The organism is Micromonospora sp. DT46 (genome assembly GCF_049841735.1).
GTDB lineage: Bacteria > Actinomycetota > Actinomycetes > Mycobacteriales > Micromonosporaceae > Micromonospora > Micromonospora reichwaldensis.
In genome coordinates this window covers 230746-256361 of sequence record NZ_JBNCKW010000010.1, presented here as the reverse complement: position 1 = coordinate 256361, position 25616 = coordinate 230746, and the positions used below count along the sequence as shown (strand labels likewise).

Below are 25616 nucleotides of genomic sequence, written 5' to 3'. Positions count from 1 at the left end.
GGTGCGACTGCCAGCACCGTACCCCCCGACCCACCCCTCCCGTCACCGGTCCGGCCGGCGAATGAACGTCGGAATCCCGATTTCGGCGCTCTGGCCGCGGGCGTCGGCGCGACCGCTGGACGACGCCGCGCTCACCGCGCTCTACGGCCGCTCCGACCGCCCCCACCTGCGGATGAACTTCGTGACCAGCGTGGACGGCGGTGTCTCCGTCGACGGCTACTCCGCCGGGCTCTCCAGCGAGCCGGACAAGCGCGTCTTCGGGCTGCTGCGCATGCTCTGCGACGCCCTGCTCGTGGCCGCCGGCACGCTGCGGCACGAGGGCTACCGGGCGGTACGCCTCAACGAGCGGCGCCGGGCGTGGCGCCGCGAGCACGGGCTCGCCGAGTACCCGACGCTGGTCGTCGTCTCCGGCTCGCTCGACCTCGACCCGGCGCAGGCCGCGTTCGCCGACGCGCCGGTGCGGCCCGTGGTGCTCACCCGGGCCGACGCCGTGGCACCCCCCGGCCTGACCGGGGTCGCCGACGTGGTGCGCTGCGGCGACGGCCGGGTCGACCTCGCGGCGGGCCTGGCCGAGCTGCGCCGCCGCGGCCTCGGCCAGGTGCTCTGCGAGGGCGGCCCGCAACTGTTCGGCGCGCTCACCGCCGCCGACCTCGTGGACGAGGTCTGCCTCACCGTCGCCCCGCTGCTGGCCGGGGCGGGCCCGGGGCGGATCACCGCCGGCGACCCCAGCGACGTACGCCACCTGCCGCTGCGACACGTGCTCGCCGCCGCCGACGGGGTGCTCATGCTCCGCTACGCCCGCGACCGACCGTGACCGGGCGGGCACCCTGCGGTTGACGAGCGCCGACGGCGGGGTGGCGTCCGCCGCGTCGCGTGGCAACGTGTCGTACTCCTCGGGCAGGATGCAGGGCGTGTGCCCCGACCGCGACGACCAGCCGACCGGAGTTGCCCGATGACTGACGACGGGTTCGACGGCCCGGGCGAGGTGGTCGGCCGGGTGCTGGGCACCGCCGATGCCACCCCCCTGCAGTTCTGGACCGCGGTCTCCCCCGACAGCTACCTCCAGCTCGACGACGTCGTGGTGACCCGGCGGGAGCTGCCCGACCGCGAGCCGGTGACGATCGCCGGGGTGGTCACGCAGGTCCGCGCCCGGCACGAGGGCGCCCAGTTCGACTCCGACGTCTTCGCCATCGCCGACGGCACGCTGCCCGCGCAGGTGCAGGAGGCCGCCGAGATCACCACGACCCGTGTCGACCCGGAGCTCTACGTGCCGCCGTCGCCCGGTGCGGTGGTGCACCGCGCCGAGGGTGACGCCCGGGCCCGGGCGCTGCACTTCGACCGGATGGAGCGGCGCATCCCGATGGGTATGGGCCGCGACGGGGTGCCGGTCTACCTCAACGCCGACTTCCTCGACGGCAGCCGGGGCGCGCACGTGTCGATCTCCGGCATCTCCGGGGTCGCCACGAAGACGAGCTTCGCCACCTTCCTGCTCTACTCGGTCTTCCGCTCCGGGGTGCTGGGCGGCGACGCCGTCAACGCCAAGGCGCTCATCTTCAACGTCAAGGGCGAGGACCTACTCTTCCTCGACCATCCCAACACCCGGCTGGACGACCCCACCCGCGCCGCGTACGCGAAGCTCGGCCTGGCCGCCGGCGCGTTCCCGGACGTGCGGGTCTACGCCCCGCCCCGGGTGGGCGACTCCTCCGGCACGCCCGACGTGAGCAGCCGCCTCACCGGGGTGGACAGCTTCTACTGGACGCTGAGCGAGTTCTGCGCCGACCGCCTGCTGCCCTACGTCTTCGCCGACGCCGACGACGAACGCCAGCAGTACACGATGGTGGTGCACTCGGTCACCGCCCACCTGGCCCGGCACGCGCAGCCCGCCGACGGCGGCATCAGCATCGACGGGGTACGGCTCGGCTCGTACGCCGACCTGGTCGACCACGTCGTCGAGCAGCTCAACGACGACGAGACCCGCTCCGACTGGGCCGGCAGCGCCGTCGGGCTGGGCACGGTCAACGCGTTCGCCCGGCGGTTGATCGGCAGCAAGAAGGACCTGTCCCGGCTGATCCGGGGCGACCTGGCCACCCGCCGCCCGCACTCGATCAACACCGCCGAGAGCGCCCAGGTCACCGTGGTCGACCTGCACAACCTCCCCGACCGCGCGCAGCGGTTCGTGGTCGGCGTGACGCTCAAGAGCGAGTTCGAGCGCAAGGAGAAGGCCGGCACCGCCAAGCCCCTGCTCTTCGTGGTGCTCGACGAGCTCAACAAGTACGCCCCCCGCGAGGGCTCCTCCCCCATCAAGGAGGTGCTGCTCGACATCGCCGAGCGGGGTCGCTCGCTCGGGGTGATCCTGGTCGGCGCCCAGCAGACGGCGAGCGAGGTGGAGCGGCGGATCGTCACCAACTCGGCGATCCGGGTGGTGGGCCGGCTCGACCCGGCCGAGGCGTCCCGCCCGGAGTACGGCTTCCTGCCGCCCGCCCAGCGCCAGCGCGCCCTGCTGGCCAAGCCGGGCACGATGTTCGTCAACCAGCCCGACATCCCAGTGCCGCTCTGCCTGGAGTTCCCGTTCCCGGCCTGGGCCACCCGGGTCTCCGAGGCAGGCCGCGCCCCGTCCGAGACGCTCCGGTCGATCACCCAGTCCGTCGACCCGTTCGCCGTCGTCGGCTCCGGTGGCGGCACCTCCGACGACGACATCCCGTTCTAGGGGGACACACCCGTGAAGATCCTGCACACCTCCGACTGGCACGTCGGCAAGGTCCTCAAGGGGCAGTCGCGGGCCGAGGAGCACAAGCGGGTCCTGGCCGGCGTGATCGACGTCGCCCGCGCCGAGTCACCCGATCTGGTCATCGTCGCCGGTGACCTCTACGACACCGCCGCCCCGACGCCCGAGGCCACCCGGCTGGTCACCCGGGCGCTGACCGCGCTGCGCCGCACCGGCGCCGACGTGGTCGCGATCGGCGGCAACCACGACAACGGCCAGGCCCTCGACGCGCTGCGGCCCTGGGCCGAGGCCGCCGGCATCACCCTGCGCGGCGGGGTCCGGGACAATCCGGACGAGCACGTCGTCGACGGCACCACCGCCGGCGGTGAGCGCTGGCGGCTGGCCGCGCTGCCGTTCCTCTCCCAGCGCTACGCCATCCGCGCCGTGGAGATGTACGAGCTGACCGCCGCCGAGACCACCCAGACGTACGCCGACCACCTGGGCCGGGTGCTGGGCCGGCTGACCGAGAGCTTCACCGAGCCGGACCGGGTGCACCTGGTCACCGCCCATGTCACCGTGGTCGGGGCGACCACCGGCGGCGGGGAGCGCGACGCGCACACCGTGCTGGGCTACGCGGTGCCGGCGACCGTCTTCCCGGGGACGGCGCACTACGTGGCGCTGGGCCACCTGCACCGCTCGCAGCGGGTGCTGGGCCCCTGCCCGATCCGCTACAGCGGCAGCCCGCTGGCGGTCGACTTCGGCGAGCAGGAGAACGTGCCGTCGGTGACCGTCGTCGAGGTCACCGCGACCACGGCGGCGCAGGTACGCGAGGTGCCGGTGACCGCCGCCACCACGCTGCGGACGGTCCGGGGCACCCTGGCCCAGCTCGCCGAGATGGACGTGCCGGACGCCTGGCTGCGGGTCTACGTGCGGGAGCAGCCGCGCGCCGGGCTGCGCGAGGAGGTGCAGGAGCTGCTCCCGCAGGCCCTGGAGATCCGGATCGACCCGGAGCTGCTGCCCGCCCCGGGCAGCGGCACGCGGGTGGCGCAGCGGGCGGGCCGCTCGCCCCGGCAGCTCTTCGCCGACTACCTGGACAGCCGGGGGCACACCGACGACGGGGTGCGGGAGCTCTTCGACGAGCTCTTCGAGGAGGTCGAGCACTGATGCGGCCGATGCGGCTGGACATGGCGGGCTTCACCGTCTTCCGCGACGAGACCACGATCGACTTCACCGACGCCGACTTCTTCGCGCTGGTGGGGCCGACCGGGTCCGGCAAGTCGACGGTGCTGGACGCCATCTGCTTCGCCCTCTACGGCACGGTGCCCCGCTGGGGTGGGGCGCGCGGGCTGGGCAACGCCCTGGCGCCGTCGGCCACCGAGGCGCGGGTCCGGCTGGTCTTCGAGTCCGCCGGTTCCCGCTACGTGGCGACCCGGGTGGTCCGCCGGGACGGCCGGGGCAACGTCAAGACGGCCAACGCCGGGTTGCAGCTGATGCCGGCCGGTTTCGACGTGACCAAGCTCGACACCGGGCTGAGCCCCGACGACCTCGGCGAGGTGGTGGCCGGCACCCCCGCCGAGATGGAGCAGGCGGTGCTGGAGGCGGTCGGGCTGCCGTACGAGCAGTTCACCAGCTGCGTGGTGCTGCCGCAGGGGCAGTTCGCGGACTTCCTGCACGCCAAGCCGGCCACCCGGCAGCAGATCCTGGTCAACCTGCTCGGCCTCGGGGTCTACGAGGACGTGCAGAAGCGGGCGACCGCGCGGGCCGCGCAGGCCGAGGCGAAGCTGGAGGCGGTCGACCAGGCGCTCGCCGGGCTCACCGACGTCGACGACGCCGCGCTGGAGGCGACGACCGGGCGGGTCGACCGGATGCGGGAGCTGGCCGGGGCGGTGGCGGGCGCCGTACCGGAGCTGGAGGCCGCCCGGGCGACGGCGCGGGAGGCGGGCGCGGCCCTGGCGGCGCTCGACGCCGACCTGGCGGTGCTGGCCGCCGTGCGCGCGCCGGACGGGGTGGCGGAGGTGACCCGGGCGGTCGCGGCGGCGCGGACCGGCGCGGACGAGGCGGCGACGGCCGTGTCGCTGGCCGAGGAGCGCGAGGAGAAGCTGCGCGGCGAGCTGGCCGCCGCCGGCGACGAGAGCGCGCTGCGGCTGCTGCTGCGGGCGTACACGGATCGGGAGAAGCTGGCCGGCGAGGCGGAGGCGGTCCGCGCGGCGGTGACCGGGGCGCAGGCCGAGCACGGCGCGGCGGTGGCGGCGCTGGCCGAGGCGCGGGCGGCGGCCGAGCGGGCCGAGGCGGAGCTGGAGGCGGCCTTCCGCGCCCACGAGGAGGCGAAGGCGACCGACCAGGCGGTGGCGCTGCGCGCGCACCTGCGCGCCGGGGCCGCCTGCCCGGTCTGCGAGCAGACCGTCGCGTCGGTGCCGGCGGTGCCGGCCGACTCGGCGGTGGCCGCCGCGACGGCGGCGGGACGGGCGGCGCGGGCCGCCAGCAAGGCCGCCCAGTCCGTGGTGCAGGAGCGCGACGGCGCGGCCCGGGAGCTGGAGCGGGTGCTGCTGCGCGCGCGGGCCCGCCAGGACCAGGTGCAGGCGCGGCTGGCCGAGCTGGACGACCAGCTGACCGGGGCGGCCGAGCCGGCGGTGCTGCGCCGCGAGCTGGACGACCACGCGCGGCTGCGCCGGGCGCTGGAGGAGTCGGCGGCGGCGGTGCGGGCCGGCCGGGACGCCGCCCGGCGGGCCCGGGCGGCGGTGGACGCCGCCGAGGAGCGGCTGCGGGCGACCTGGCGGGCGTTCGACGCGACCCGCGACGGGCTGGCCCGGTTCGGGCCGCCGACGGCGGACCGGGAGGACCTGGGCGCCGCGTGGGCCGCCCTCACCGGATGGGCCGGCGAGGAGTCGGCGCGCCGCCGCGCGGAGCGGGCCGGGCGGGCCGCGGCGGTGACGCAGGCCGAGGCGGTGGCCGCCGGCATCGGCGAGCGCATCGCGGGCGTCCTCGCCGCCGCCGGGCTGCCGCCCACCGACGATCCGCTACGCGCCACCGACCGCGCCCTGGAGCGGGCCGAGGCCGACCTGCGCGAGCTGGAGCGGCGCCGGGAGCAGGCGGGTGGCCTGCGCGAGCAGCGGGCCGGGTACGAGCGCGAGGCGCAGGTGGCGCGGGCCCTCGCGGGGCACCTGCGGGCCAACAACTTCGAGCGGTGGCTGCTCGCCGAGGCGTTGGACCTGCTGGTCGACGGCGCCTCGGGCATCCTGCGGGAGCTTTCCGGCGGGCAGTACGACCTGGTGCACGACAAGGGCGAGTTCTTCGTGGTGGACCACCACGACGCGGGGCTGCGCCGGGGCGTGCGCACCCTGTCGGGCGGCGAGACCTTCCAGGCGTCGCTGGCGCTGGCGCTGGCGTTGTCGGAGCAGCTCGCCGGACTGTCCACGACGGCGGCGAGCCTGGAGTCGATCGTGCTGGACGAGGGCTTCGGCACGCTCGACGCGGCCACCCTCGACACGGTGGCCGCCACGCTGGAGAGCCTGGCCGCCCGGGGCGACCGGGTGGTCGGGGTGGTCACCCACGTGCCGGCCCTGGCCGAACGCATCCCGGTCCGCTTCGAGGTCAGCAAGGACGCCCGGTCGGCGCGCGTCGAACGGACCGGCCGGTGAGCGGGGCCCCACGCGGTGCCCCGCCCGGCCGGCCCGGTGGCGGGGCGGCGGCGTCCGCGACGGAAGGATCGCTGCGGTGACCGATCCCCGGTTCTTCGTCGACGCGTGGGATCCGGCGTACGGCGCCTCGTTCGAGGCGGCGGGCGGCGGCGGTCCCGCGGCGCCGAGCAGCGCTCAGGTCGACGCGGACGCCGAGCTGCCGGCGGTCGACTGGCGGGCGATCGGGCCGCGTCCCGGCGTACGGGCCCCCGACGTGGTGCTGCTCGTCGACGGGGTGCGCCGGATCGACGCGAGCGTGTGGACGGCGGAGGACGACGGGGCGTCCTTCCCCGGCCTGGCCGCCTCGTACGCCGCCGGGGTGGTCCGGTGCGACCTGGAGCGCGGCGCAGCGCAGCTGGCCGGCGCGCGGGTCGGCCGGGGGCTGTTCACGGCCAGTCCCTCGGCGGTGGACGTGGTGGCCGGCAGCGTCCGCTACCCGGTGCACCGGGTCAGCGGCACGGGCGAGCTGAACAAGCTCCCGGCCGCCGTGCAGGGGCCGCTGACCGCGCTCGAGGTGGAGGTTTCGGGGGCGGCCCGCACCGACGGCGACCTGCTGGTGGTCGACGGCCCGCTGCGCAACCGGCGGCAGCTGCCGCGCACGGTCGGCTACATCAAGACCCAGCACAGCCAGTACCTGGACGCCCGGCTGACCGCCGTGGTCACTCAGCTGGCGGCCGGTGAGCGCTCCCCGGTGTTCAAGCTCGGCACGGCCTGGGGCGGCTGGTCGTGGTATCTGCGGCTGCCGGTGGCCCTCGGCGCGCCGTGGGCGGGCATCGTCCGGATGGAGTGCTCCGCCGAGCTGAGCGTCGACGAGGCGGTGGGGTTGGCCGACCTGTCGCTGGTCACGCTGCCCCGCTTCGCCTCCACCCCCTACAAGGACCCGCGGGCGCCGCAAAATTTGATCCCGATCGCCGGCCTGGAGCGCCGGCTGCGGGCGCTGCTCGGCGACGCGCGGCTGCTGCACCGGGTGCTCACCGCCGCCGCCCGGGGACGGCGCTGATGGGACGCAAGCGGGCGGCCGACACGGTGGCCGCGCGGGTGGACACCGGCCAGGCCGAGCTGGTGCCCGATCCGGACCGGCCGGGATCGTGGACCCTGCTGCTGGACGGCGCCCCGCAGTCGCACGTGGACCTGGCCGACCCCACGCACCTGGAGTTCGAGTACGTCCGGCGGCTCGCCGCCGCGATCGACCTGGTGGCCCCGGCCGGCGCGCCGCTGCGGGTGCTGCACCTCGGCGGCGGCGCGCTGACCCTGCCCCGCTACGTGTCGGCAACCCGGCCCGGCTCCACCCAGCGGGTGGTCGAGGTGGACGGCGCGCTGGTGGAGCTGGTCCGTCAGGCCCTGCCGTGGCAGCCGGATCCCCGGCTCAAGGTGCGGGTGGCCGACGCCCGCGCGGTGCTCGCCGCCAGCCGGGACGCCAGCTACGACGTCGTGGTGGCCGACGTCTTCGCCGGCGCCCGCACCCCGGCCCACCTGACCTCGGTGGAGTACGCCGCCGAGGTGGCCCGGGTGCTGCGGCCCACCGGCTTCCACCTGGCGAACGTCGCCGACGGCCCGCCGCTGCGTCACGCCCGGGCGCAGGTCGCCACCCTCCGGTCGGTGCTGCCCCGGGCCTGCCTCGTCGGCGACGCGGCGGTGCTGCGCGGGCGGCGCTACGGCAACCTGGTGCTGGTCGCCGGCAGGGTCGAGCCGCCGGTGCCGGAGCTGACCCGGCGCGCCGCCGGGGACTGGTTCCCCGGTCGGGTGCTGGCCGGCGGGGAACTCGACCGCTTCGCGGGCGGGGCGCCGGTCGTCCGCGACGCCGACGCCACCGACTCGACCCCGCCGCCGCCCGGGATCTTCTCCGTGCGCCGCTGAGCGGAGTCCGCTCCGTGCGCCGTCGGGCGAGGTGCCCAACGCCGGGTGCGGGTGCGCCGGGTGCGGGAGCGGAATCTTTTCCGCGTGCCGTTGATCCGTTCGCGTGGGCGATGCGTACCAACGGGCGGCCGTGCCCGTGGGAGGCGGCCGATGTCATCGGACACCCGGAGGTCTGCATGCACGCGGTGGCGGCCGGTTGGCACGGCGACAGGGCGCGACCGGACTGGATGTCCGCGCGGTCCCAGTCCCGGCCGGACGCGGCGGCACGCGGGGTCGACGCCCGCCAGGCGCCTCGCCAGAATGGGCCGGTGACGCCGAAATCCGCCCCGGGGCGCCACCAGGCGGCACCGTCCACCGAGGCGGGTCACTCGGACCGACTGATCCGGCTGCTCTACGCCGAGCACGCCGGGCCGCTGCTGGCGTTCGTCATGCGGCTCACGGGCGGCGACCGGCAGCGGGCGGAGGACATCGTCCAGGAGACGCTGCTGCGGGCGTGGCGCAACGCGCACCGGCTGGGCGTGCAGGGGCAGGGCTCGCTGCGGCCGTGGCTGGTCACGGTGGCCCGGCGGATCGCCATCGACGAGCACCGCAGCGAGCAGGCCCGGCCCGCCGAGACGTACGACCGGGACCTGACGGCGTTCGCCGAGGCGGACAGCACCGACCGGGTGCTGCGCACGATGACGGTGGCGGACGCGCTGCGTACGCTGAGCCAGTCGCACCGGGAGATCCTGGTGGCCACGTACTTCCGGGGTCGGACGGTGCCGGAGGCGGCCGAGGAGCTGGGCCTTCCGCTCGGCACCGCCAAGTCGCGGGTCTACTACGCGCTGCGCGCGCTGCGCACGGCTCTGCAGGAACGGGGGGTGACGGAATGAGCCGGGCGGACCACATGGACGTCGCGGCGTACGCGCTCGGCGTGCTGGACGAGCGCGACACGGAACGGTTCGAGGAGCACCTCGCCACCTGCTGGGCGTGCGCCGCCGAGCTGGAGACGATGGTGCCGGTCGTGGGCCTGCTCTCCGACATCGACGGCGAGACGATGGCCGCGCTGGAGCAGACCCGTACCGACCCGGCCCTGCTGGACCGGACGCTGGTCGCGGTCCGCGCCCACCGACGGCGCAACCGGTTCCGGCAGCTGCTCGCCACGGCGGCGGCGGTGCTGGTCCTCGGTGGGGCGACCGGGCTCGGCTTCGCCAGCATCGCCGGTGACAGTGCCCCCGAGGTGGTGGCCGAGCCGACCGCCACCGCGCAGGTCGCCCCGCCGACGGTCAGCCGCTCCAGCGATCCGAACGACCCGGACATCGGCGGGACGCTGCCGGAGGGCGATCCGGTCAACGTCGTCGACCCGACCACCGGCGTCGAGGCGAGCTTCTTCGTCGTGTCGAAGGACTTCGGCACGGGCGTGGACTTCATCCTCGCCAAGCTGCCCGGGCCCCGGACGTGCCGGCTCGTCGTGGTGCGGAAGAACAACAGCACCGAGGTGGTCTCCACCTGGTCGGTGCCCGGCACCGGGTACGGCACCAACGCGCGTCCCGAAAAGCTGAGCCTGTCGGCGTCGACGTCGACGCGACTCGACGACATCAAGCAGTTCCAGGTGCAGTCGGTGGACGCCGGCGGGGTGGCGAGCCCGCTGGTCACGGTGCAGATGTAGCACCCGTCGCGGAATCGGCGCCGGTCAGCCCGCACGACCGGCGTCGATTCCGCGTGCCGTTTCCACGAATGCCGTTGGCGGAAACCGCACTCGTCGCGGGAAACGGATTTCCGGCCCGTTCGGTTCAACGATTTCCCGTGACATCGACCACGCTTTCGCATTCAACCTTGACAACGCTCTATCCGTATTGACCGGTGAACCGCATCAACGAGGAGGGCACGTGGCACAGATGAAGCGAACCGTCATCGTGGCGAGCGCGATGGTCGCGTTGACGGCCTGCGCTCCCGCCGGTTACGAGGGGGCGAACCCGGGCGCGGCCAACCCGGTCGCCGTGACCGCCGCCGAACCCACCGCGGCGGCCGAGCCCTCGGTCTCGCCGTCCCCGGCCGCCGACGCGCCGCCCGCCGACGCGGACCTGACCGAGGAGCTCAACGGCCGGAAGGTCGCCCGGATGGGCAGCGTGGTCACCGACCAGGACGGGTGGATCCTCTACCGCTTCGACAAGGACACCAACGACCCGCCCTCGTCGAACTGCGTCGACAAGTGCGCCCAGTTGTGGCCCCCGGCGCTGACCGACGGCGACCCGGAGCTCAACGGCGTCTCCGACGACAAGGTCGGCACCGTCACCCGCCAGGACGGCACCCGGCAGATCACCCTCGGCGGCTGGCCGCTCTACCGCTACGTCGGGGACAAGAAGCCCGGCCAGTGGAAGGGCCAGGGCGTCGGGGGCACCTGGTTCGTGGTCGCGCCGGACGGCAAGAAGAACCTCAGCTGCCTGCCGCCGGGAACCCCGAAGCCGGTCGCCCCGCCGTCCGACGACAAGGCCGGGCAGGGCGACTCGAACTACTCGTACTGACGTCACGGTCCCGGTGGCCGGTCCCGGCGCGGCCGGTCGCCGCCCCGGGACCGGCGACGGCACCGGGCCGGCGTGCGCCCGGCGGTGTCGCCGGTCACGGGGCGGGGACGTGACAGCATGTGCGGGTGACCGGGACCGAACCCACCGCGCGTCGGGAGCTGCACCCGCCCGCCGGGTACCGGCTGGCCGCGTCGGTCCGGGCGCTGACCTTCAGCCCGTACGACCCCTGTGCGCGCGTCGCGGCCGGCACGTTCTGGTGGGCCGCCCGCACCCCGGACGGTCCGGCCACCCTCGCCCTGCGGCCGGCCGGCGGCGCCCTGCTCGCCGAGGGCTACGGCCCGGGTGCCGACCGGGTGGTGCAGTGGGCCGACGCGATAGCCGGGCTCCGCGACGACGTGAGCGGGTTCGGGGCGCTCGCCGCCGCCCACCCCGTGGTGGCGCGGCTCGCGGCCCAGCACCGGGGGCTGCGCATGCCCGCCACCGGGCAGGTCTTCCGCCAACTGCTGCGGGCGGTCTTCGAGCAGAAGGTGACCGGCAAGGAGGCCTACCGGGCGTACGCGGCGACGGTGCGGCACTTCGGCGAGGCGGCGCCCGGGCCGATGCAGCCGCTGCTGCTGCCGCCCGAGCCGGCGGCGGTGGCGGCCACCCCGTACTGGGTGTTCCACCCGTTCGGCGTGGAGCAGCGCCGGGCCGAGACGCTGCGCCGCGTGGCGGCCGTCGCCGACCGGCTGGAGCGCTGCGCGGACTCCGCCGAGGCCACCCGCCGGCTCACCGCCGTCGCCGGCATCGGCCCGTGGACCGCCGCCGAGGTGGTGCGCATCGCGTACGGGGACCCGGACGCGGTCAGCGTCGGCGACTTCCACGTGCCGAACACGGTGGCCTGGGCCCTGGCGGGCGAGCCGCGCGGCGACGACGCCCGGATGCTGGCCCTGCTGGAGCCGTTCCGGGGGCATCGGGGGCGGGTCTGCGTGCTGCTGGCGGCCGGTGGCGTCCAGGCGCCGAAGTACGGTCCGCGGATGCCGATCCGCTCCTTCGCCCGGTTCTGACCGGGTCCCGGCGGGCGTCGCGGCGGCGGATGCCGGCGCCGACAGGTGACGACGTGCGGGTCAGGGTCGGGCGCAGAGACGGCGCAGGGTGCGGCCGAGCCACCAGGCGTACGCCCGCTGGAAGGCCCGACCGGCCGGCCCCGCGGCGCGCATGACCCACCGGTCCGGCCGGCTGAACGCGACCACCTCGAACCAGACGCGGCCGGCGGCGTCGCGGCTGACCACGAACGCCTCCTCGCCGCGCGCCGGGTGCCCGGGCAGCGTGCCGTACCCGAAGCCGGCCCGCCGCCCGTCGTCGACGGCCCAGACCACCTCGCAGGGCGCGGCCAGCCGCAGCGGGCCGACGCCCAGCCCGGAGACCACCCGGATCCCGGGCGCGGCGCGCTCGGCGGCGGCGTCGATCCGGATGCCGGCCGCCCGGTGCAGGCGCCAGCCGAGCACGGCGTCCCCGGCCGCCGGGAAGCAGGAGTCGGGCAGCCGGACCCGGTGCCGCACGTGCCGCCAGCCGGCCGGCAGCTCGCCGGTCTCGGTGGCGCCGACGTGCGGATAGGTCAGTGCCGGCACGGCGCACCCCCACGGCTCGACGGGACACCGCCAGCCTACGGGCGGCGCGGGCGGCCCGCCCGACGGCCTGTGGTTGGCTGTCGGAGTGATCATCGAGCCGCGCATCGCCCCCGCCGACGTCACGGACGCCGGCGAGATCCTCACCGTGCAGCGCGCCGCGTACGTCACCGAGGCGCAGCGCTACGCCGACCCGTTCCTGCCCCCGCTGACCGAGACCCTGGACGAGGTGCGGGCCGCGCTGGCGGGCCCGACGACGGTGCTCACCGCCCGGCTCGGCGACCGGCTGGTCGGCTCCGTACGGGCGCACGTCGACGGCGACACCGCGCACATCGGCCGGCTCTCCGTGGCCCCGGACCAGCACGGCCGGGGCGTCGGCGGACGGCTGTTGCGCGCGGTGGAGACGGCCTGCGCCGCCCGGGTGCGCCGCTTCGCGCTCTTCACGGGCGCGGACACCGAGCAGAACCTGCGGTTCTACCACCGGCACGGCTACCAGGTGGTCGGGCACCGCCCGGACGCGAACGGCATCCGGCTCGCCCAGTTGGAGAAGGCGGTCAGTCCCGCTCGCAGCGGCGCCTGAGCCCGTCGGCCTCCATCCGCAGGTAGCGGCGCATCAGGTCGCCGTAGAGCCAGCCGACGGGCCCGGCGAGCGGCCCGGACTGCGTGAGGGCCAACTCGACGCGGCTGCGCCCGTCGGGCAGCGGCAGCACCCGGTGCTCGCCGAGCGTGCGTACCCCCGGGCTGCCCGAGACCCAGGAGAACGACCGGCCCTCGGTCAGCTCGGTGACCCGCCACACCGCCGGTCGCAGCTTCGGCTGCGCGAGCCGGGCGGTGGCGCCCACCGCGAGCGGTCCCGCCTCTCCCCGTTGCGCCCGGCGCACCGAGGGCGTCCACTCCGGCCACCGCTCGACGTCGACCAGCACCGCCCAGACCCGTTCCGCCTCGGCGGCCACCTCCGTACCGGCCTCGAACCGCATCGCGCCCCCTCCCCGTGTCGGCGCCCGGCGGCGCCGCTGCCAGTCTCGACGACGCCGCGCGCGGGATCGTGACGAGGCGCCCGCCGGCCGGTCCGTGTCCGCCGGCGCGCGGGGGTGCCGGGTCGGCGGGTCGCCGGGCGTCCGCCGGGCTCGGCCGCCGCCGGGTCAGGCGGCCTCGCGCAGGTCGGCCAGCCCGAGGGGGGTACGCCGGCGCAGCAGTTCCTCCAGCTCCGCCACCGAGCCGGCCTCGCCGAGCACGTCCTTGCCCCCGCCGAACTGGCGGGGATAGCGGCGCACCAGCCGGTACCGGTAGCGGCCCCGGATCAGCTCGACGCTCACCCGCCACCGCCCGCAGCACCCGCAAACCCACTCCGACACCCCGCGAAGGTAGCTCTGACCTGCACTTTTACGATTCGCCCGGTGCGGTACGAGCGGCGCGCGGCCGGACACGCCACCCGCCGCGCGGACGTGATCTGCCTCACGACTGTCGGTGCGGTCTGGTTGACTGGTCGCCGTGAAGCTGCCGATCAGTCCGCCGGTCGAGCCGATGCTGGCCAAGAGCGTCCCGCGGGTCCCCACCGCGCCGGGGATGACCTACGAGCCGAAGTGGGACGGCTTCCGGTGCATCGTGTTCCGCGACGGCGACGAGGTGGAGCTCTCCAGCCGGGGCGGCAAGTCGATGACCCGCTACTTCCCCGAGGTGGTCGAGCAGGCCCGCCGCCAGCTGCCCGAGCGGTGCGCGGTCGACGGCGAGCTGATCGTGATCCGGCGCGACGGCCCGGGCGGGCAGCCCCGGCTGGACTTCGAGCTGCTGGCCCAGCGCGTCCACCCGGCCGCGTCCCGGGTGAGGATGCTGGCCGAGACGACTCCGGCCGACTTCGTCGCCTTCGACCTGCTCGCCCTCGACGACGAGACGCTGCTCGACGAGCCCTATCCGCGACGCCGGGCCCGGCTGGAGTCGGCGCTGGCCGGGGTCCGGCCGCCGGTGCACGTCACGCAGGTCACCACCGACGTCAACACCGCCCACCGCTGGTTCGACGTCTTCGAGGGCGCCGGCCTGGACGGCCTGATCGCCAAGCCGGCCGACCTGCCCTACGAGCCGGGCAAGCGGCTCATGTTCAAGGTCAAGCACGCCCGCACGGCCGACGTGGTGGTGGCCGGCTTCCGCTGGCACAAATCCGGCCCGGTGGTCGGCTCGCTCCTGCTCGGCCTTCACGACGACGACGGGGTCCTGCACCACGTCGGGGTGAGCGCGTCGTTCACGATGGCCCGCCGCGCGGAGCTGCTGGAGGAGCTGGAGCCCTACCGTGACGTCGGCGCCGACCACCCGTGGGTGCACGGCGACCACGAACGCGGCCAGCGCCTGCCCGGCGGGGTGAGCCGCTGGACGGGCGCCCGCAACCTCGAGTGGGAGCCGCTGCGCCCCGAGCTGGTGGTCGAGGTCGGCTACGACGCCATGGAGGGCGACCGGTTCCGGCACACCGCCCGGTTCGTCCGCTGGCGGCCCGACCGCGAACCGCAATCCTGCCGCTACGACCAGCTCGAGCGGCCCGTACGGTTCGATGTGGACCAGGTGCTGCGCGGCGATCCCACGGTGACCGTGGGGTCCGCCGCCGGTCCGGCGTAGCCTGGCCGTCGACCCGATCACGGAGGCTCGCTCGTGACCCGCACCCCCGACCGGATCCGCCGGTTCCGGCTCACCCTCGCCGGGCTGGCCGCCGCCGCGCTGGTCGCCGCCGGCTGCACCCTTCCGGCGATCGCGCCCCGGACGGAGGCCGGCGGCGAGGCCGCCGCCCCCGGCACGGCGCCCACCTGGCGGGCCTGCCCGGAGGTGGCCGAGGAGCTGGTCGGGCGCGGGGCGCCGGGCATGCGCTACGAGTGCGCGCGGATCAAGGTGCCGCGCGACTGGGGCACGGGCACGGTCGGCGGGGCGACCGCCGGACCGGGCGCCGGGCAGACCTTCGAGATCGCGCTGCTGCGGGCCCGGTCGACGAAGCAGCGCGACCGGATCGGCTCGCTGGTGATCAACCCGGGCGGGCCCGGCGGCTCCGGCGTGGACACCGCCGTCTACCTCTCCTTCGGCCCGAGTTTCGGCGGCCTGCCCGCCTCGATCACCGACCGGTTCGACATCGTCGGCTTCGACCCGCGCGGGGTGTCCCGCTCCAGCCCGGTCAAGTGCATCCCCGACGCCGAGCTGGACGCCAGCTTCGGCTACGACCCCGACCCGGAGAGCCAGGAGTCGTTCGACGGCTTCGTCGCGCTCAGCCAGAAGATCGGGCGTGGCTGCGGCGACCGCTACGGCGACCAGCTGCCGCTCTACGGCACCGAGCAGGCCGCCCGGGACATGGACGCGGTCCGCGCCGCCGTCGGCGACGACAAGCTGACCTACCTCGGCTACTCCTACGGCACCCTGCTCGGGGCCACCTACGCCCAGCTCTACCCGCAGCGGGTACGGGCGCTGGTCCTCGACGGCGCGGTCGACCCGCGACAGGGCCTGATCGCCGGCTCGGAGGGCCAGGCCAAGGGCTTCGAGCGGGCCTTCGGCAACTTCGCCACGTGGTGCGCGGCCAACGCCGGGCGCTGCCCGATCGCCCCGGACGCCCGGGCCGCGGTCACCTCGGCGATCGACAAGGCGCGGGTGTCCCCGGTACGCGGTGACGACGGCCGGGAGGCCACCGCGGGCTGGGTCTTCTACGCGATCATCTCGTCGCTCTACACCGAGTCGGGGTGGCAGGAGCTGGCCGTCGCCATCGACAAGCTGGAGGGCGGCGACCCGGGCGACGTGTTCCGCCTCGCCGACGCGTACGCCGACCGGGACTCCGACGGGCACTACTCGAACATGTTCGACGCCAACCTGGCGGTCAACTGCGCCGACGAGGAGGAGAAGCCGAGCCGGGAGCGGATCCGGCAGCTCCAGTCGCAGTGGCGGGCGAAGTACCCACTGTTCGGGCCGGCCCTGGCCGTCGGCCTGCTCTCCTGCACCGAGTGGCCGGGCGGTCGCGACCCGTACCCGACGGGCCGGGCCGACGGGGCGCCGCCGATCCTGGTGGTGGGCACCACCGGCGATCCCGCGACGCCCTACGAGCAGACCCCGGCGCTGGCCGCGATGCTGGGCGTGGGCCGGGTGCTCACCTGGGAGGGCGAGGGGCACACCGCGTACCCGCAGACCTCCTGCATCACCGACGCGGTCGACGCCTACCTGATCGACCTGACCGTGCCCCGGGAAGGGCTGCGCTGCCCGGCCCGCTGACCGGTCGTTCCGGCGGCAGGTCGGGCAGGTCGACGCCCTGCCGGGCCGCGATCTCCTCCAGCAACGCCCGCATCCGGCGTACGTCGGCCTTCAGCTGCTCCTGCTCCTCGTGTTCGAAGGCGTCGTCGTCGACGATGAGCTGACTGGCAAAGTGCGCGGTGATCAACGGGATGACCAGCAGCACCATTGTCGAGATGAGCAGCGCGGCGAGGGTGCGGCCCTGCCAGCTCACCGGGGAGATGTCGCCGTAGCCGACGGTGGACGCGGTCACCACCGCCCACCAGACGGCGTCCGCCGGGCTGCGCTTCTCCACGTGGCCGTAGATCACGCCGGCCACCACGATCATCAGCAGGTAGGAAATGATCAACGTACGGGGCGAGTTGGCGAACCAGACCAGCCCCCGGTAGATCAACCGGAACGGCAGCAGCAGGACGTCCATGGACAGTCATGTTGCCCCCCGTACCCGAGCGCTGCCCGCCCATCGGTCCGGCTCACTGTGCCACGCTGGCGGCATGAGTGACGTGATCTTCCGTGAGGCCGTCCGCGGCGACCTGCCCGCCGTGATCGCCCTGCTCGCCGACGACGTGCTCGGCAGGACCCGCGACTTCACGGAGGTCGACGCCGCGTACGAGAAGGCGTTCGCCGACATCGACGCCGACCCGCGCAACCAGCTGATCGTGGCCGACGCGGACGGTGAGCTGCTCGGCTGCATGCAGCTCACCTACATCCCCGGCCTGGGCCGGCACGGCGCGGAGCGGCAGCTGATCGAGGCGGTCCGGGTCCGCTCCGACCTGCGCGGGCGCGGCGTCGGCCGGCAGATGATCACCTGGGCGGTCGACCAGGCGAGGCAGCGTGGCTGCGCCCTGGCCCAGCTCACCACCGACAAGACCCGCCACGACGCCCACCGCTTCTACCTCAACCTGGGCTTCCTCCCCACCCACGAGGGCATGAAGCTCCCCCTCTGACCCCCACGCCCCACGCCCCACGCCCCACGCCCCACGCCCCACGCCCCACGCCCCACGCCCCACGCCCCACGCCCCGGCGATCATGCAGTTGCGGTGCCCCGCAAAAAGGGCAAAGCAGTGAACAACTCCCACCACAACTACATGATCGACGCGAGCGGGGCGGGCGGCGCGGGAGGGCGGGAGAAGGCGGGGTCAGGTGGGGAGGAGGTGGCCGTCGCGGAGGGTGAGGACGCGGTCGGCGAGGTCGATCAGGGCCGGATCGTGGGTGGCGACCAGTGCGGTCATGCCCCGGGCGTGCACGACCGCCCGGAGCAGGTCCATGATCGACCGGCCGGTCTCGGAGTCGAGTTGGCCGGTGGGCTCGTCGGCGATCAGCAGGTCCGGCTCGTTGGCCAGGGCCCGCGCCACGGCCACCCGCTGCTGCTGCCCGCCCGAGAGCTCGTACGGGCGCTGGCCCGCGTGCCCGCCGAGGCCCACCAGCTCGAGCAGCACCGCCACCCGCTCCTCCCGCTCGGCCGCCGGGACCCGCGCCAACCGCAGCGGTACGCCGACGTTCTCGGCGGCGGACAGGATCGGCACCAGCCCGAAGGTCTGGAACACGAAGCCGACCGTGCCGCGGCGCAGCTCCAGCAGCTCCTTCTCACCGGCGCCGGTGACGTCGTGCCCGGCGACCACCACCCGGCCCGAGTCGGGCCGGTCCAGCCCGCCCACCAGGTTCAGCAGGGTCGTCTTGCCCGCCCCGGAGCGACCGCGCACGGCCACCAGCTCGCCCCGCCCGGCCGAGAACGACACGTCCCGTACGGCGTGCACCGCGTGCTCGCCGCGGCCGAACGTGCGGCTGACCCCCTCCACCCGGACCACCTCGTCGGTGACCGTGACGCCCGCCACCGCCCCGGCCGACCGGTCGTCCGACGTCACGTCGTGCTCGCTCATGATCCCGCCCCGCTGTGCTCGGCGCGGTCGACCGGATCGACCACGCGGTACCGACTGATGCCCCGTCCGCCCACGGCGACGGCCTTCCGCCCGCCCACCGCGCCGGCTTCCCGCCCGCTCACCGTGGCGATGCCACGCCCGCTGGCCGCGCAGGCCTCCCGACCGCTCACCGTGGCGATGCCCCGGCCGCTCACCGCGGCGTCTCCCGCTCGTCCTGCGGCCGGTCGCCCGGGCGTACCTCCACGTGGTCCGGCTCCAGGTTGAGCCGCACCCGGTCGCGCAGCGACAACGCGTCCACGAACGGCGCCGGCAGCTGCATCCGGCCGCTGCGGTCGAGCACGGCGTACTCCTCGCTGACCAGTTCGGTGCTGCCGTCCGCGCCGATCCGCGCGGTCCGGCGTACCTCGGAGGCGGTCCGGCCGTCGCGGATCGCGACGGTCCGGCGGACCTGGGTGGCCACGGCGTGGTCGTGGGTGACCACCACGATGGTGACGCCGAGCTCGGCGTTGATGGTGCGCAGCGCCCCGAAGACGTCGGCCCCGGTCGCCTCGTCCAGCTCACCGGTCGGCTCGTCGGCGAAGAGGACCTCGGGGTCGTTCGCCACCGCCACCGCCACCGCGCAGCGCTGCTGCTCGCCGCCGCTGAGCTGCCCGGGCCGCCGGTCCGCGCAGTAGCCCACCCCGACCAGGTCGAGCAGCTCCCGCGCCCGCTCGCGGTGGGCCCGCCGGCCGCCGCGCCGCCCGGCGAGCCGCATCGGCAGCTCGACGTTCTCCAGCGCGGTCAGGTACGGCAGCAGGTTGCGGCCGGTCTGCTGCCAGACGAATCCGACCATGCTCCGCCGGTAGCTCAGTCGCCGTCGGGTGGAGAGGTTGAGCAGGTCGTAGTCGCCGACCCGGGCGATGCCGGCGGTGGGCGTGTCCAGCCCGGAGAGGATGTTCAGCAGCGTCGACTTGCCGGAACCGGAGGCGCCCACGATCGCCACCAGCTCGCCCCGGTCGATGACCAGGTCGAGCCCCTGCAACGCGACGACCTCCACCCCCTCGGTCTTGAAGATCCGGACCAGCCCGTCGCAGACGATGTGCCCACGCAACCGGTCCCGGCCGCCGGCCCGCTCGGCCGCACGCTGGGCGGCCCGCTGTTGCAGGGCGGCCAGGTCCGGCACGGCGGTGCTCTCCGCGGTAGCGGTCATTGTCAGTTCTCCTCTCCGAGCCGGAGCACCTCACCGAGGCGCATCCGGCGGTTGTTCAGGGCCTCGACGGCGACCGCGAAGCCGAGGGCGAGCGCACCGAGCGCGATGACCGCGGCCGCCAGGCCGGGCTCGAACGCCACCCGGACCTCGACCCCGTCGGTGAAGGCGGACAGGCCGAGCACCGGGGTGAGCAACAGCGGCAGGACCGTGCCGACCAGCGCACCGGTCACCACCGAGACGCCCACCAGCGGGACCAGCTCCACCAGCAGCAGCCCGCGCCACTGGCGTCGGGACAGGCCGAGGGTGCGCAGCCGGGAGAGCACCTGGCCACGCTCGCGGGCACCGGCGAGCACCGTGAAGGCGATCGCGAGCAGGCCGAGCGCCGTCCCGCCGGCTGCGCCGGCGGTGAAGCCGAAGGCGAGCACCCCGTTGGCGCCGCCCTCGCCCACCTGCCGACGGGTGTCCGCGAAGGTCAGCACCTCCACGCCGCGCGGGCGCTCCCGGCCGGTGACGGCCCCGCCGGTCTGGAAGCGGGACTGCCCCGCGTCGCCGGCCCGGCGCAGCGCGTCGCCGTCCAGGTCGTCGCCGGCCACCAGGAAGCCGGTCGGCACGGCGGCGTAGTCCCGCCGGGGCAGGGACTGCCAGGGCAGGACGACGAACCGGCTGCTGTCCGCGCGCAGCAGCGGGAAGCTCTCCGCCTGCCCGGCGACCCGGAACTCGTACCGCTGGCCCTGGGCGCTGACGAAGGCGGAGCCGTCGAGACCGGCGTCGGCCAGCTCGGCGGCGACCGTCGGGGAGACCACTGCGGGCAGCGGGCCGCCTTCCCCGGCGGGGGCGAGCAGCGCCGCCGGCACCGTCACGTCGACGCCGGACTCGCGGACGATCCGGGCCATGGCCGGACCGTCGACCATGAGTACGGTCACCCCGCCGAGCCGGGTCTCGGTGCCGACGGCGTCCTTCGCCAGTCGTTGGCCCGCCTCGTGCAGCACCGGGCTCGCGGCACGGACCCCCGGCAGCCGCTCCAGCTCGGCGCCCGTGTCCGGGGCGATCCGGTCCCCCAGGATCAGGGCGTCGGCGGGGACCACCCGGCTGGCGGCCCGGTCCCGGCTCGCCTCGATCCCGGCGGCCGTCACCGCGCAGAACGCCGCGGTCGCGATGGCCAGCACGACGACCACCAGCGGCACGGCGACGACGGACCGGCCGGCCCGGGCGGTACCCAGGAAGGCGACGCTGCCCCGGGCCCGGGCCGCGAGCCGGCTGACCAGCCGCAGCGGCCACGGGTACAACCGCATCGCGACCACCGCCGCGGCGACGGCCAGCAGCACTGGCACCGAGACCAGCAGCGGGTCGACCTCCCCCGGGGTGAGGCCGCGGCGGCGCAGCAGCACGACCGCGAGACCCGCGAGGACCAGCAGCCCCGCCTCCACCGTGAGGCGACGCGCGGAGGGGCGCGACCGGATCAGGTCGCGCCGACCGGCACCGCCCCTGGACGCGGCGAGGGTGGCCACCGGCAGCGCGAGGGCCACCAGGACGGTCGCGGCGACGGCGGACCACAGGGTCTCCCCCGGTGCCCCCGGAGCGAGGCCACCGACCAGCCAGCCGAGCGCACCGGCGGGCGGCACCACCAGCAGCGCCTCGGTCAGGCTGCGGCCCGCGCTCGTGGTGGCCGCCCCGCCCCGGGCCCGCAGCAGGGTGAACTCCGAGCGGCGGCGGCGCACCAGCAGCCCGGCGGCCAGCACGACGAGGCCGGCCAGGGTGGCCAGTACGCCCGCGGCGATGACCCCGAGCACCGTCCGGGCGCTGTCCACCTCGGCGGAGAACTGCCGCAGCGGGATGTCCAGCCCCTGGACGAGGTTGCGGCCGCCCGCCTCCCGGGTCATCTGCTGGAGTCCGCCGATCACCTGGTCCAGCTCGCGGGCGTCGACGCCGTCGGCGCCCAGGCGGTAGCGCCAGCTGAACGTCAGCGGCCAGCCGGCGACGGCCTGGCGGTTCAGCGCGGCGCCGTCGACGACGCCGACGGCGATGAAGGGTTGGCCGTCCCCCACCGGCTCGACGATGCGCAGCAGCGGCGGCAGCCCGTCCCAGAACCCGTCGGCGGCGTCACGGGGCTGGAAGAGGCCGACCACGGTGAGCTGGGTGGGGGGCGGGGAGTCGGCGGTGAGCGGCTCCGGCGCGGCGAGGGTGAGCCGGCTGTTGAGCCGCAGATTCAGCTTGCGGGCGACGTCCACGGCCAGCGCCACCTGCACCGGCTGGTCCTTCGGCGTGTCGGCCGGCCAGCGTCCCTCGACCAGCGTGCCGGCCGTCTCGATCCCGGACACGGTGCGCAGGCCCAGGTGGACTAGGAGGTTCTTCGCCGCCAGGTCCGGGCCCCGCACCAGGCTGGCCGGGGTCTCCCCGGCGTACCACCGCTGGTCGACCATGCGCCCGACGACCGGCGGCATCGCGCTCTCGATCGCCGCCAGGTCGCCCTCGTGGGCGTCCACCACGGAGGTGCCGTTGTCCGCCGCGGCGAGCGGCCCGGACGAGTACGTCACGTCCCGCTGCTGCGGCGGCACCGCACCCAGGTGGGCCTTCAGGCCCTCCTGGGCGTGCCCGTTGACGATCCTGGGCACCCCGCTGATCACCAGCGTGGCGACCAGCGTCAACGCCGCGAGGAGCAGGAACTGCCCGCCGTACGCCCGGACCCGGCGGACGACCGCCCCGATGCTCACCACGCCCCGTCTCCGCTCCTGGTCGTCCCTACGCTCCCGGTCACCGGTCTCCCCCGATCCGCAGCTGCGCCACGGCCACCCGCTGTCGGATGCCGAGGGCGATGAACGCGCTGAAGGCGAGTGCCGCCAGCAGCAGGCCGAGCGCGGTCAGGCCGATGGGCAGCCAGGGCAGCACGAAGGCGGCCTCCGGCACCGGCCGGCCCGCGGACGGCGTGAGGATGACCAGCGGGGCCATGGTCGCGCCGACCGCGGCGCCCAGCAGCAGGCCCACGCCGACGCCGATCCCGGCCAGGAAGGTCTGCTCGGCCAGCAGCGCGCGGGCCAGCAGCCGAGGACTCGCGCCGAGCGTGTGCAGCACGGCGAACTCCCCGAGCCGGTGCCGGGCGGTCGCCCAGACGTCGACGATCAGGCCGACCAGGGCCAGCAGCACCGAGCCGAGCGCGGCGGCGAGCAGCCCCGTGCGGGCCCCCTGCCAGTACGGGTCGCCGGCGGCCCGCTCGGCCACCTCCCGCCGGTCGAGCAGCGTGGCGCCGGTCAGGTCGGCCGCCGCGCGGGCCGCCTCGGCGTGGCCGGCGTCCTCGGTGCCCAGCCACCACTCCGGCACCGGCCGGACCCCGCCCCGGTCCCGGATCAGCCAGTCCGCCGCCGCAGGCAGGTCCAGCAGCACGCCCTCGCCGGCCGCGGACGGCACCGCGTCCAGCTCACCGACGAGCGTGACCGGCAGCGTCGCGCCGGACAGCACCAGGTTGACCGTGTCGCCGACGCGCAAACTCAACGCGTCGCGTACGGCCGGGGTCATCAGTGCGGGTACCGGCCGGTTCTCGCCGGCCGGCACCACGGCGAAACGGCTCGGCGGCTGGAACGCGAACCGGCCGCCCTCGCGGTACTCGACCTCCCAGTCGGCCTTCAGCCCGGCGGCCGTGGCCGACGCATCGACCGGTTTGCCCTGGCCGTCGACGGCCACCCACCCGCCGTCCAGCGACGCCGGCCGGGCCGCGCCGTCGGCGCCGACCAGCCGCAGGTCCGACACCTCCAGGCGGTACGCGCGCCCGCGCGCGCTCCCGCCGTCGGCCTCGAAACCGGACAGTCGTAGGGCGCCCTCCCCGGCGGGGACGGCGACGGTGAACGGCGCCGGTCGGCCGTCGCTGCCGCTGCTGCCCGCCGGAAGCCGGAAGGCCAGCCCGTCCGCCCGGGTCAGCAGCACCCAGAGGCCGATCTGGTGCGGCGTGACGGCGTCGCGCACGGGGGTGCGTACCGTGCCGGTGAACGACCGGGTGCCGGCGGGCAGTTCCAGCCCGGTGGGCGCGCCGCGCGCCCGGGTCAGCCGGTCGAGCAGTGCCGGCGCGGGCTCGTCGGTCAGCCTCTCGTTGAGCCGCAGCACGTCGGCCGCGGCCGCGGCGTCGAGGCTCACCACCGTCGTCGGCAGGTCGGCGCGGCCGAGGCGGATCTCGTCCCGCCAGGCCGGCAGCGCCTCGCGGACGCCGGGCAGAGCGGCGAGCTGACCGGCCCGACCGTCGGGTGCCGAGCCGGTGCGCTCGACGACCCGCAGGTCGGCGCCGACGGTGTGCTCGGCCTGGTCGGCCTGCGACAGCTCGCCGGTGGTCACCAGCGACCACGCCAGGGTGCTGCCGCCGACGGCGAGGGCGAGCAGCAGCACGGGGCCGGCGTGCGGGCGCCGCCCCGCCTGCCACATGCCGAACATGGTCGCGGTCCACGGTCTGCGGTCGACGAACCGCTCGGCGAAGCGGGTCGCGGGCGGCAGCAGCCGCAACGCCACGACCGCGCCGGCCAGCACGCCCAGCGTCGGCGCCGCGACCAGCAGCGGGTCCACCCCGAGCCGGCCGGCCGCCCCGGCGACCGGCGACGAGTACTGGCGCAGCTGGGTCCAGGCCAGCACCGCGAAGCCGACCAGCACCAGGTCGAGGCTGGCCCGCTGGACGCTCGCGGCGCGGGTGGGCCGGGACCGGGCCGCCATGTCGGCGACGTAGGTGCCGGCCCCCCGCAACGTCGGGACGACCATCGCGACCAGGCAGCCGGCGGCGGTGGCGGCCGCGGCGGCCCAGATCAGCGTGGTGTTGCCGGCGGCGAGCGTCAGCGGGGTGGCGCCGCCGGTACCCACGTGCCGCAGCGCCTCGCCGGCGATCAGGGGCCCCAGCACGCCGGCGGGCAGGACGACCAGGGCCGCCTCCCGGGCCGCCAGGCCGGCCAGTTGCCGCCGCGCGGCGCCCCGGGCCCGGAGCAGGGCGGTCTGGCCGCGCCGGTCCTCGTGCAGCAGGGCGGCGACGAGCACCAGCGCGTACCCGCCGAGGACGACGATCAGCAGCAGCGGGGTAGCCAGCGAGGAACGGCCCACCAGGTCGGCCCGGGTGACGCGGTCGAGGAGCCGGTCGATCGCCGTGACGGTCTGGCCGGAGGAGCCCAGCCCGGCCGCCTCGGGCACCTCGGCGAGGGCCGCGGTGAGCGCCTGCCGCACGTCGGACAGCCGCCCCGCGCCGGCCGCCGCCGCGAGGTCCGGCTCGACGACCCAGGACGCCGACACCGAACCCGGGTACGTGGCGACGAAGTCCGCCGGGTCCAGCACGAACGGCCCGTACGAGGTGCCGGCGTCCGCGGCGCTGCCCGCCCCGACCCCGGGTGCCAGCCGCCAGTACGGGTCGGCCGCGTCGCGGGGGCGCCAGGTCCCGACGAGCACCACGGTGCTGGCCTCGTCGGACCGGCGGTCCAGCATCGGCACCCGGTCGCCGACGGTCATCCCGAGCATGCCGGCGACCTTCTCCGGCAGGGTGACCTGCAGCGGCGAGGCTCCCGGGGCGGGCCAGGCGCCGCCGGTCAGCTCGGCGTGGCGGGGCAGGTCGTCGAGGGCCGCCAGGGTGGCGAAGACCGGATCGTCGTCGTCGCGGGCCACGGGGCCGAGGTCGCCGGTCAGCTCGCGGCCACCGCCGTAGCGGGCGGCGTCGACGGTGACCGGCGCGCCGCCGAGGCCAGCGGCGAACCCGTCCCGGACGGCCCGGTCCCGGGCGGCGAACTCGGCCGCGTCCCGGCCGGCCGCGCCGCTGACCAGGAGGCTGCGCTCCTCGAACGACGCCCCGCTGAGCAGGGCACGCTGGCCCGCCTCGACGGCCCGCCGGTTGTAGTCAGAAAGCCCGGTGACCAACGCGACCGCCACCAGGGCCGCGACCACCGCGGCGAGCAGCAGCCCACGCGCCTCGCGGGCCCGCCTCCACACCAGCTTCATCCGATGC

The 25616-nt window shown here is 75.8% G+C and carries 22 protein-coding genes; 14 read left to right on the top strand and 8 right to left on the bottom strand.

Features of this window, described 5'->3' with window-relative positions; genetic code table 11:
- Window positions 1–61 precede the first annotated feature (61 nt).
- From ACLQ20_RS26755 to ACLQ20_RS26710, 10 genes are all read left to right on the top strand, one after another.
- Entirely contained in the window at window positions 62–814 is a 753-nt protein-coding gene (locus ACLQ20_RS26755) for a pyrimidine reductase family protein (RefSeq protein WP_151455586.1), read from the top strand.
- A 138-nt stretch (window positions 815–952) separates the two neighbouring features.
- Entirely contained in the window at window positions 953–2707 is a 1755-nt protein-coding gene (locus ACLQ20_RS26750; protein ID WP_327030916.1) for an ATP-binding protein, read from the top strand.
- Between the two features lie 12 nt (window positions 2708–2719).
- A complete protein-coding gene (locus ACLQ20_RS26745; protein WP_151455588.1) occupies window positions 2720–3868 on the top strand; it encodes an exonuclease SbcCD subunit D in 1149 nt (382 codons plus the stop codon).
- Window positions 3868–6342: an AAA family ATPase gene (locus tag ACLQ20_RS26740; protein WP_425857987.1), complete on the top strand. Its 2475-nt coding sequence runs from the start codon at window positions 3868–3870 to the stop codon at window positions 6340–6342. The genes ACLQ20_RS26745 and ACLQ20_RS26740 overlap by 1 nt, the downstream gene beginning before the upstream one ends.
- 76 nt (window positions 6343–6418) lie before the next feature.
- The gene (locus ACLQ20_RS26735; protein ID WP_132233139.1) at window positions 6419–7381 is read left to right on the top strand and encodes a hypothetical protein; all 963 of its coding nucleotides are present in this window, start codon (window positions 6419–6421) and stop codon (window positions 7379–7381) included.
- Window positions 7381–8238: a spermidine synthase gene (locus tag ACLQ20_RS26730; RefSeq protein WP_327030913.1), complete on the top strand. Its 858-nt coding sequence runs from the start codon at window positions 7381–7383 to the stop codon at window positions 8236–8238. The genes ACLQ20_RS26735 and ACLQ20_RS26730 overlap by 1 nt, the downstream gene beginning before the upstream one ends.
- Before the next feature lie 176 nt (window positions 8239–8414).
- Window positions 8415–9110, top strand: coding sequence for a sigma-70 family RNA polymerase sigma factor (locus ACLQ20_RS26725; RefSeq protein WP_151455592.1), 696 nt, complete (start codon window positions 8415–8417; stop codon window positions 9108–9110).
- The gene (locus ACLQ20_RS26720) at window positions 9107–9886 is read left to right on the top strand and encodes an anti-sigma factor family protein (RefSeq protein WP_151455593.1); all 780 of its coding nucleotides are present in this window, start codon (window positions 9107–9109) and stop codon (window positions 9884–9886) included. Before ACLQ20_RS26725 ends, ACLQ20_RS26720 begins: the two co-directional genes overlap by 4 nt.
- A gap of 220 nt (window positions 9887–10106) precedes the next feature.
- Window positions 10107–10742, top strand: coding sequence for a hypothetical protein (locus tag ACLQ20_RS26715; protein WP_151455594.1), 636 nt, complete (start codon window positions 10107–10109; stop codon window positions 10740–10742).
- A gap of 125 nt (window positions 10743–10867) precedes the next feature.
- A complete protein-coding gene (locus tag ACLQ20_RS26710) occupies window positions 10868–11788 on the top strand; it encodes a DNA-3-methyladenine glycosylase 2 family protein (protein ID WP_327030912.1) in 921 nt (306 codons plus the stop codon).
- A 60-nt stretch (window positions 11789–11848) separates the two neighbouring features.
- Here the strand turns inward: ACLQ20_RS26710 and ACLQ20_RS26705 are convergent, their stop codons facing one another.
- Window positions 11849–12352, bottom strand: a complete 504-nt coding sequence (locus tag ACLQ20_RS26705; RefSeq protein ID WP_327030911.1) for a DUF1990 family protein — start codon at window positions 12350–12352, stop codon at window positions 11849–11851.
- 88 nt (window positions 12353–12440) lie between these two features.
- Here ACLQ20_RS26705 and ACLQ20_RS26700 point away from each other — a divergent pair, with 88 nt between their 5' ends.
- A complete protein-coding gene (locus ACLQ20_RS26700; RefSeq protein WP_425858007.1) occupies window positions 12441–12929 on the top strand; it encodes a GNAT family N-acetyltransferase in 489 nt (162 codons plus the stop codon).
- On the opposite strand, the gene ACLQ20_RS26695 is transcribed toward ACLQ20_RS26700, so the two are convergent.
- Both ACLQ20_RS26695 and ACLQ20_RS26690 read right to left on the bottom strand, forming a co-directional pair.
- Window positions 12904–13326: an SRPBCC family protein gene (locus ACLQ20_RS26695; RefSeq protein ID WP_151455598.1), complete on the bottom strand. Its 423-nt coding sequence runs from the start codon at window positions 13324–13326 to the stop codon at window positions 12904–12906. The genes ACLQ20_RS26700 and ACLQ20_RS26695 overlap by 26 nt on opposite strands.
- A 165-nt stretch (window positions 13327–13491) precedes the next feature.
- The gene (locus ACLQ20_RS26690; RefSeq protein WP_132233121.1) at window positions 13492–13704 is read right to left on the bottom strand and encodes a hypothetical protein; all 213 of its coding nucleotides are present in this window, start codon (window positions 13702–13704) and stop codon (window positions 13492–13494) included.
- A gap of 136 nt (window positions 13705–13840) precedes the next feature.
- Between ACLQ20_RS26690 and ACLQ20_RS26685 the strand changes: the two genes are divergently transcribed.
- Complete coding sequence (locus ACLQ20_RS26685; protein ID WP_425857986.1) at window positions 13841–14953, top strand: ATP-dependent DNA ligase; 1113 nt, start codon at window positions 13841–13843, stop codon at window positions 14951–14953.
- A 33-nt stretch (window positions 14954–14986) separates the two neighbouring features.
- A complete protein-coding gene (locus ACLQ20_RS26680; RefSeq protein WP_425857985.1) occupies window positions 14987–16576 on the top strand; it encodes an alpha/beta hydrolase in 1590 nt (529 codons plus the stop codon).
- Here the strand turns inward: ACLQ20_RS26680 and ACLQ20_RS26675 are convergent.
- The gene (locus tag ACLQ20_RS26675) at window positions 16503–17015 is read right to left on the bottom strand and encodes a potassium channel family protein (protein ID WP_425857984.1); all 513 of its coding nucleotides are present in this window, start codon (window positions 17013–17015) and stop codon (window positions 16503–16505) included. The genes ACLQ20_RS26680 and ACLQ20_RS26675 overlap by 74 nt on opposite strands.
- Before the next feature lie 73 nt (window positions 17016–17088).
- On the opposite strand from ACLQ20_RS26675, the gene ACLQ20_RS26670 reads away from it, so the two are divergent.
- Window positions 17089–17541 carry a GNAT family N-acetyltransferase gene (locus tag ACLQ20_RS26670; protein WP_327030908.1) on the top strand — a complete coding sequence of 151 codons (453 nt, stop codon included), beginning with the start codon at window positions 17089–17091 and terminating at the stop codon, window positions 17539–17541.
- 192 nt (window positions 17542–17733) lie between these two features.
- On the opposite strand, the gene ACLQ20_RS26665 is transcribed toward ACLQ20_RS26670, so the two are convergent.
- From ACLQ20_RS26665 to ACLQ20_RS26650, 4 genes are all read right to left on the bottom strand, one after another.
- Window positions 17734–18474, bottom strand: coding sequence for an ABC transporter ATP-binding protein (locus tag ACLQ20_RS26665; protein WP_327030907.1), 741 nt, complete (start codon window positions 18472–18474; stop codon window positions 17734–17736).
- Window positions 18475–18664: 190 nt separating this feature from the next.
- Window positions 18665–19663: an ABC transporter ATP-binding protein gene (locus ACLQ20_RS26660; RefSeq protein ID WP_151456705.1), complete on the bottom strand. Its 999-nt coding sequence runs from the start codon at window positions 19661–19663 to the stop codon at window positions 18665–18667.
- A gap of 2 nt (window positions 19664–19665) precedes the next feature.
- Window positions 19666–22377 carry an FtsX-like permease family protein gene (locus tag ACLQ20_RS26655; protein WP_425857983.1) on the bottom strand — a complete coding sequence of 904 codons (2712 nt, stop codon included), beginning with the start codon at window positions 22375–22377 and terminating at the stop codon, window positions 19666–19668.
- 37 nt (window positions 22378–22414) lie between these two features.
- Entirely contained in the window at window positions 22415–25609 is a 3195-nt protein-coding gene (locus ACLQ20_RS26650; protein ID WP_151456706.1) for an ABC transporter permease, read from the bottom strand.
- Between the last annotated feature and the right edge of the window lie 7 nt (window positions 25610–25616).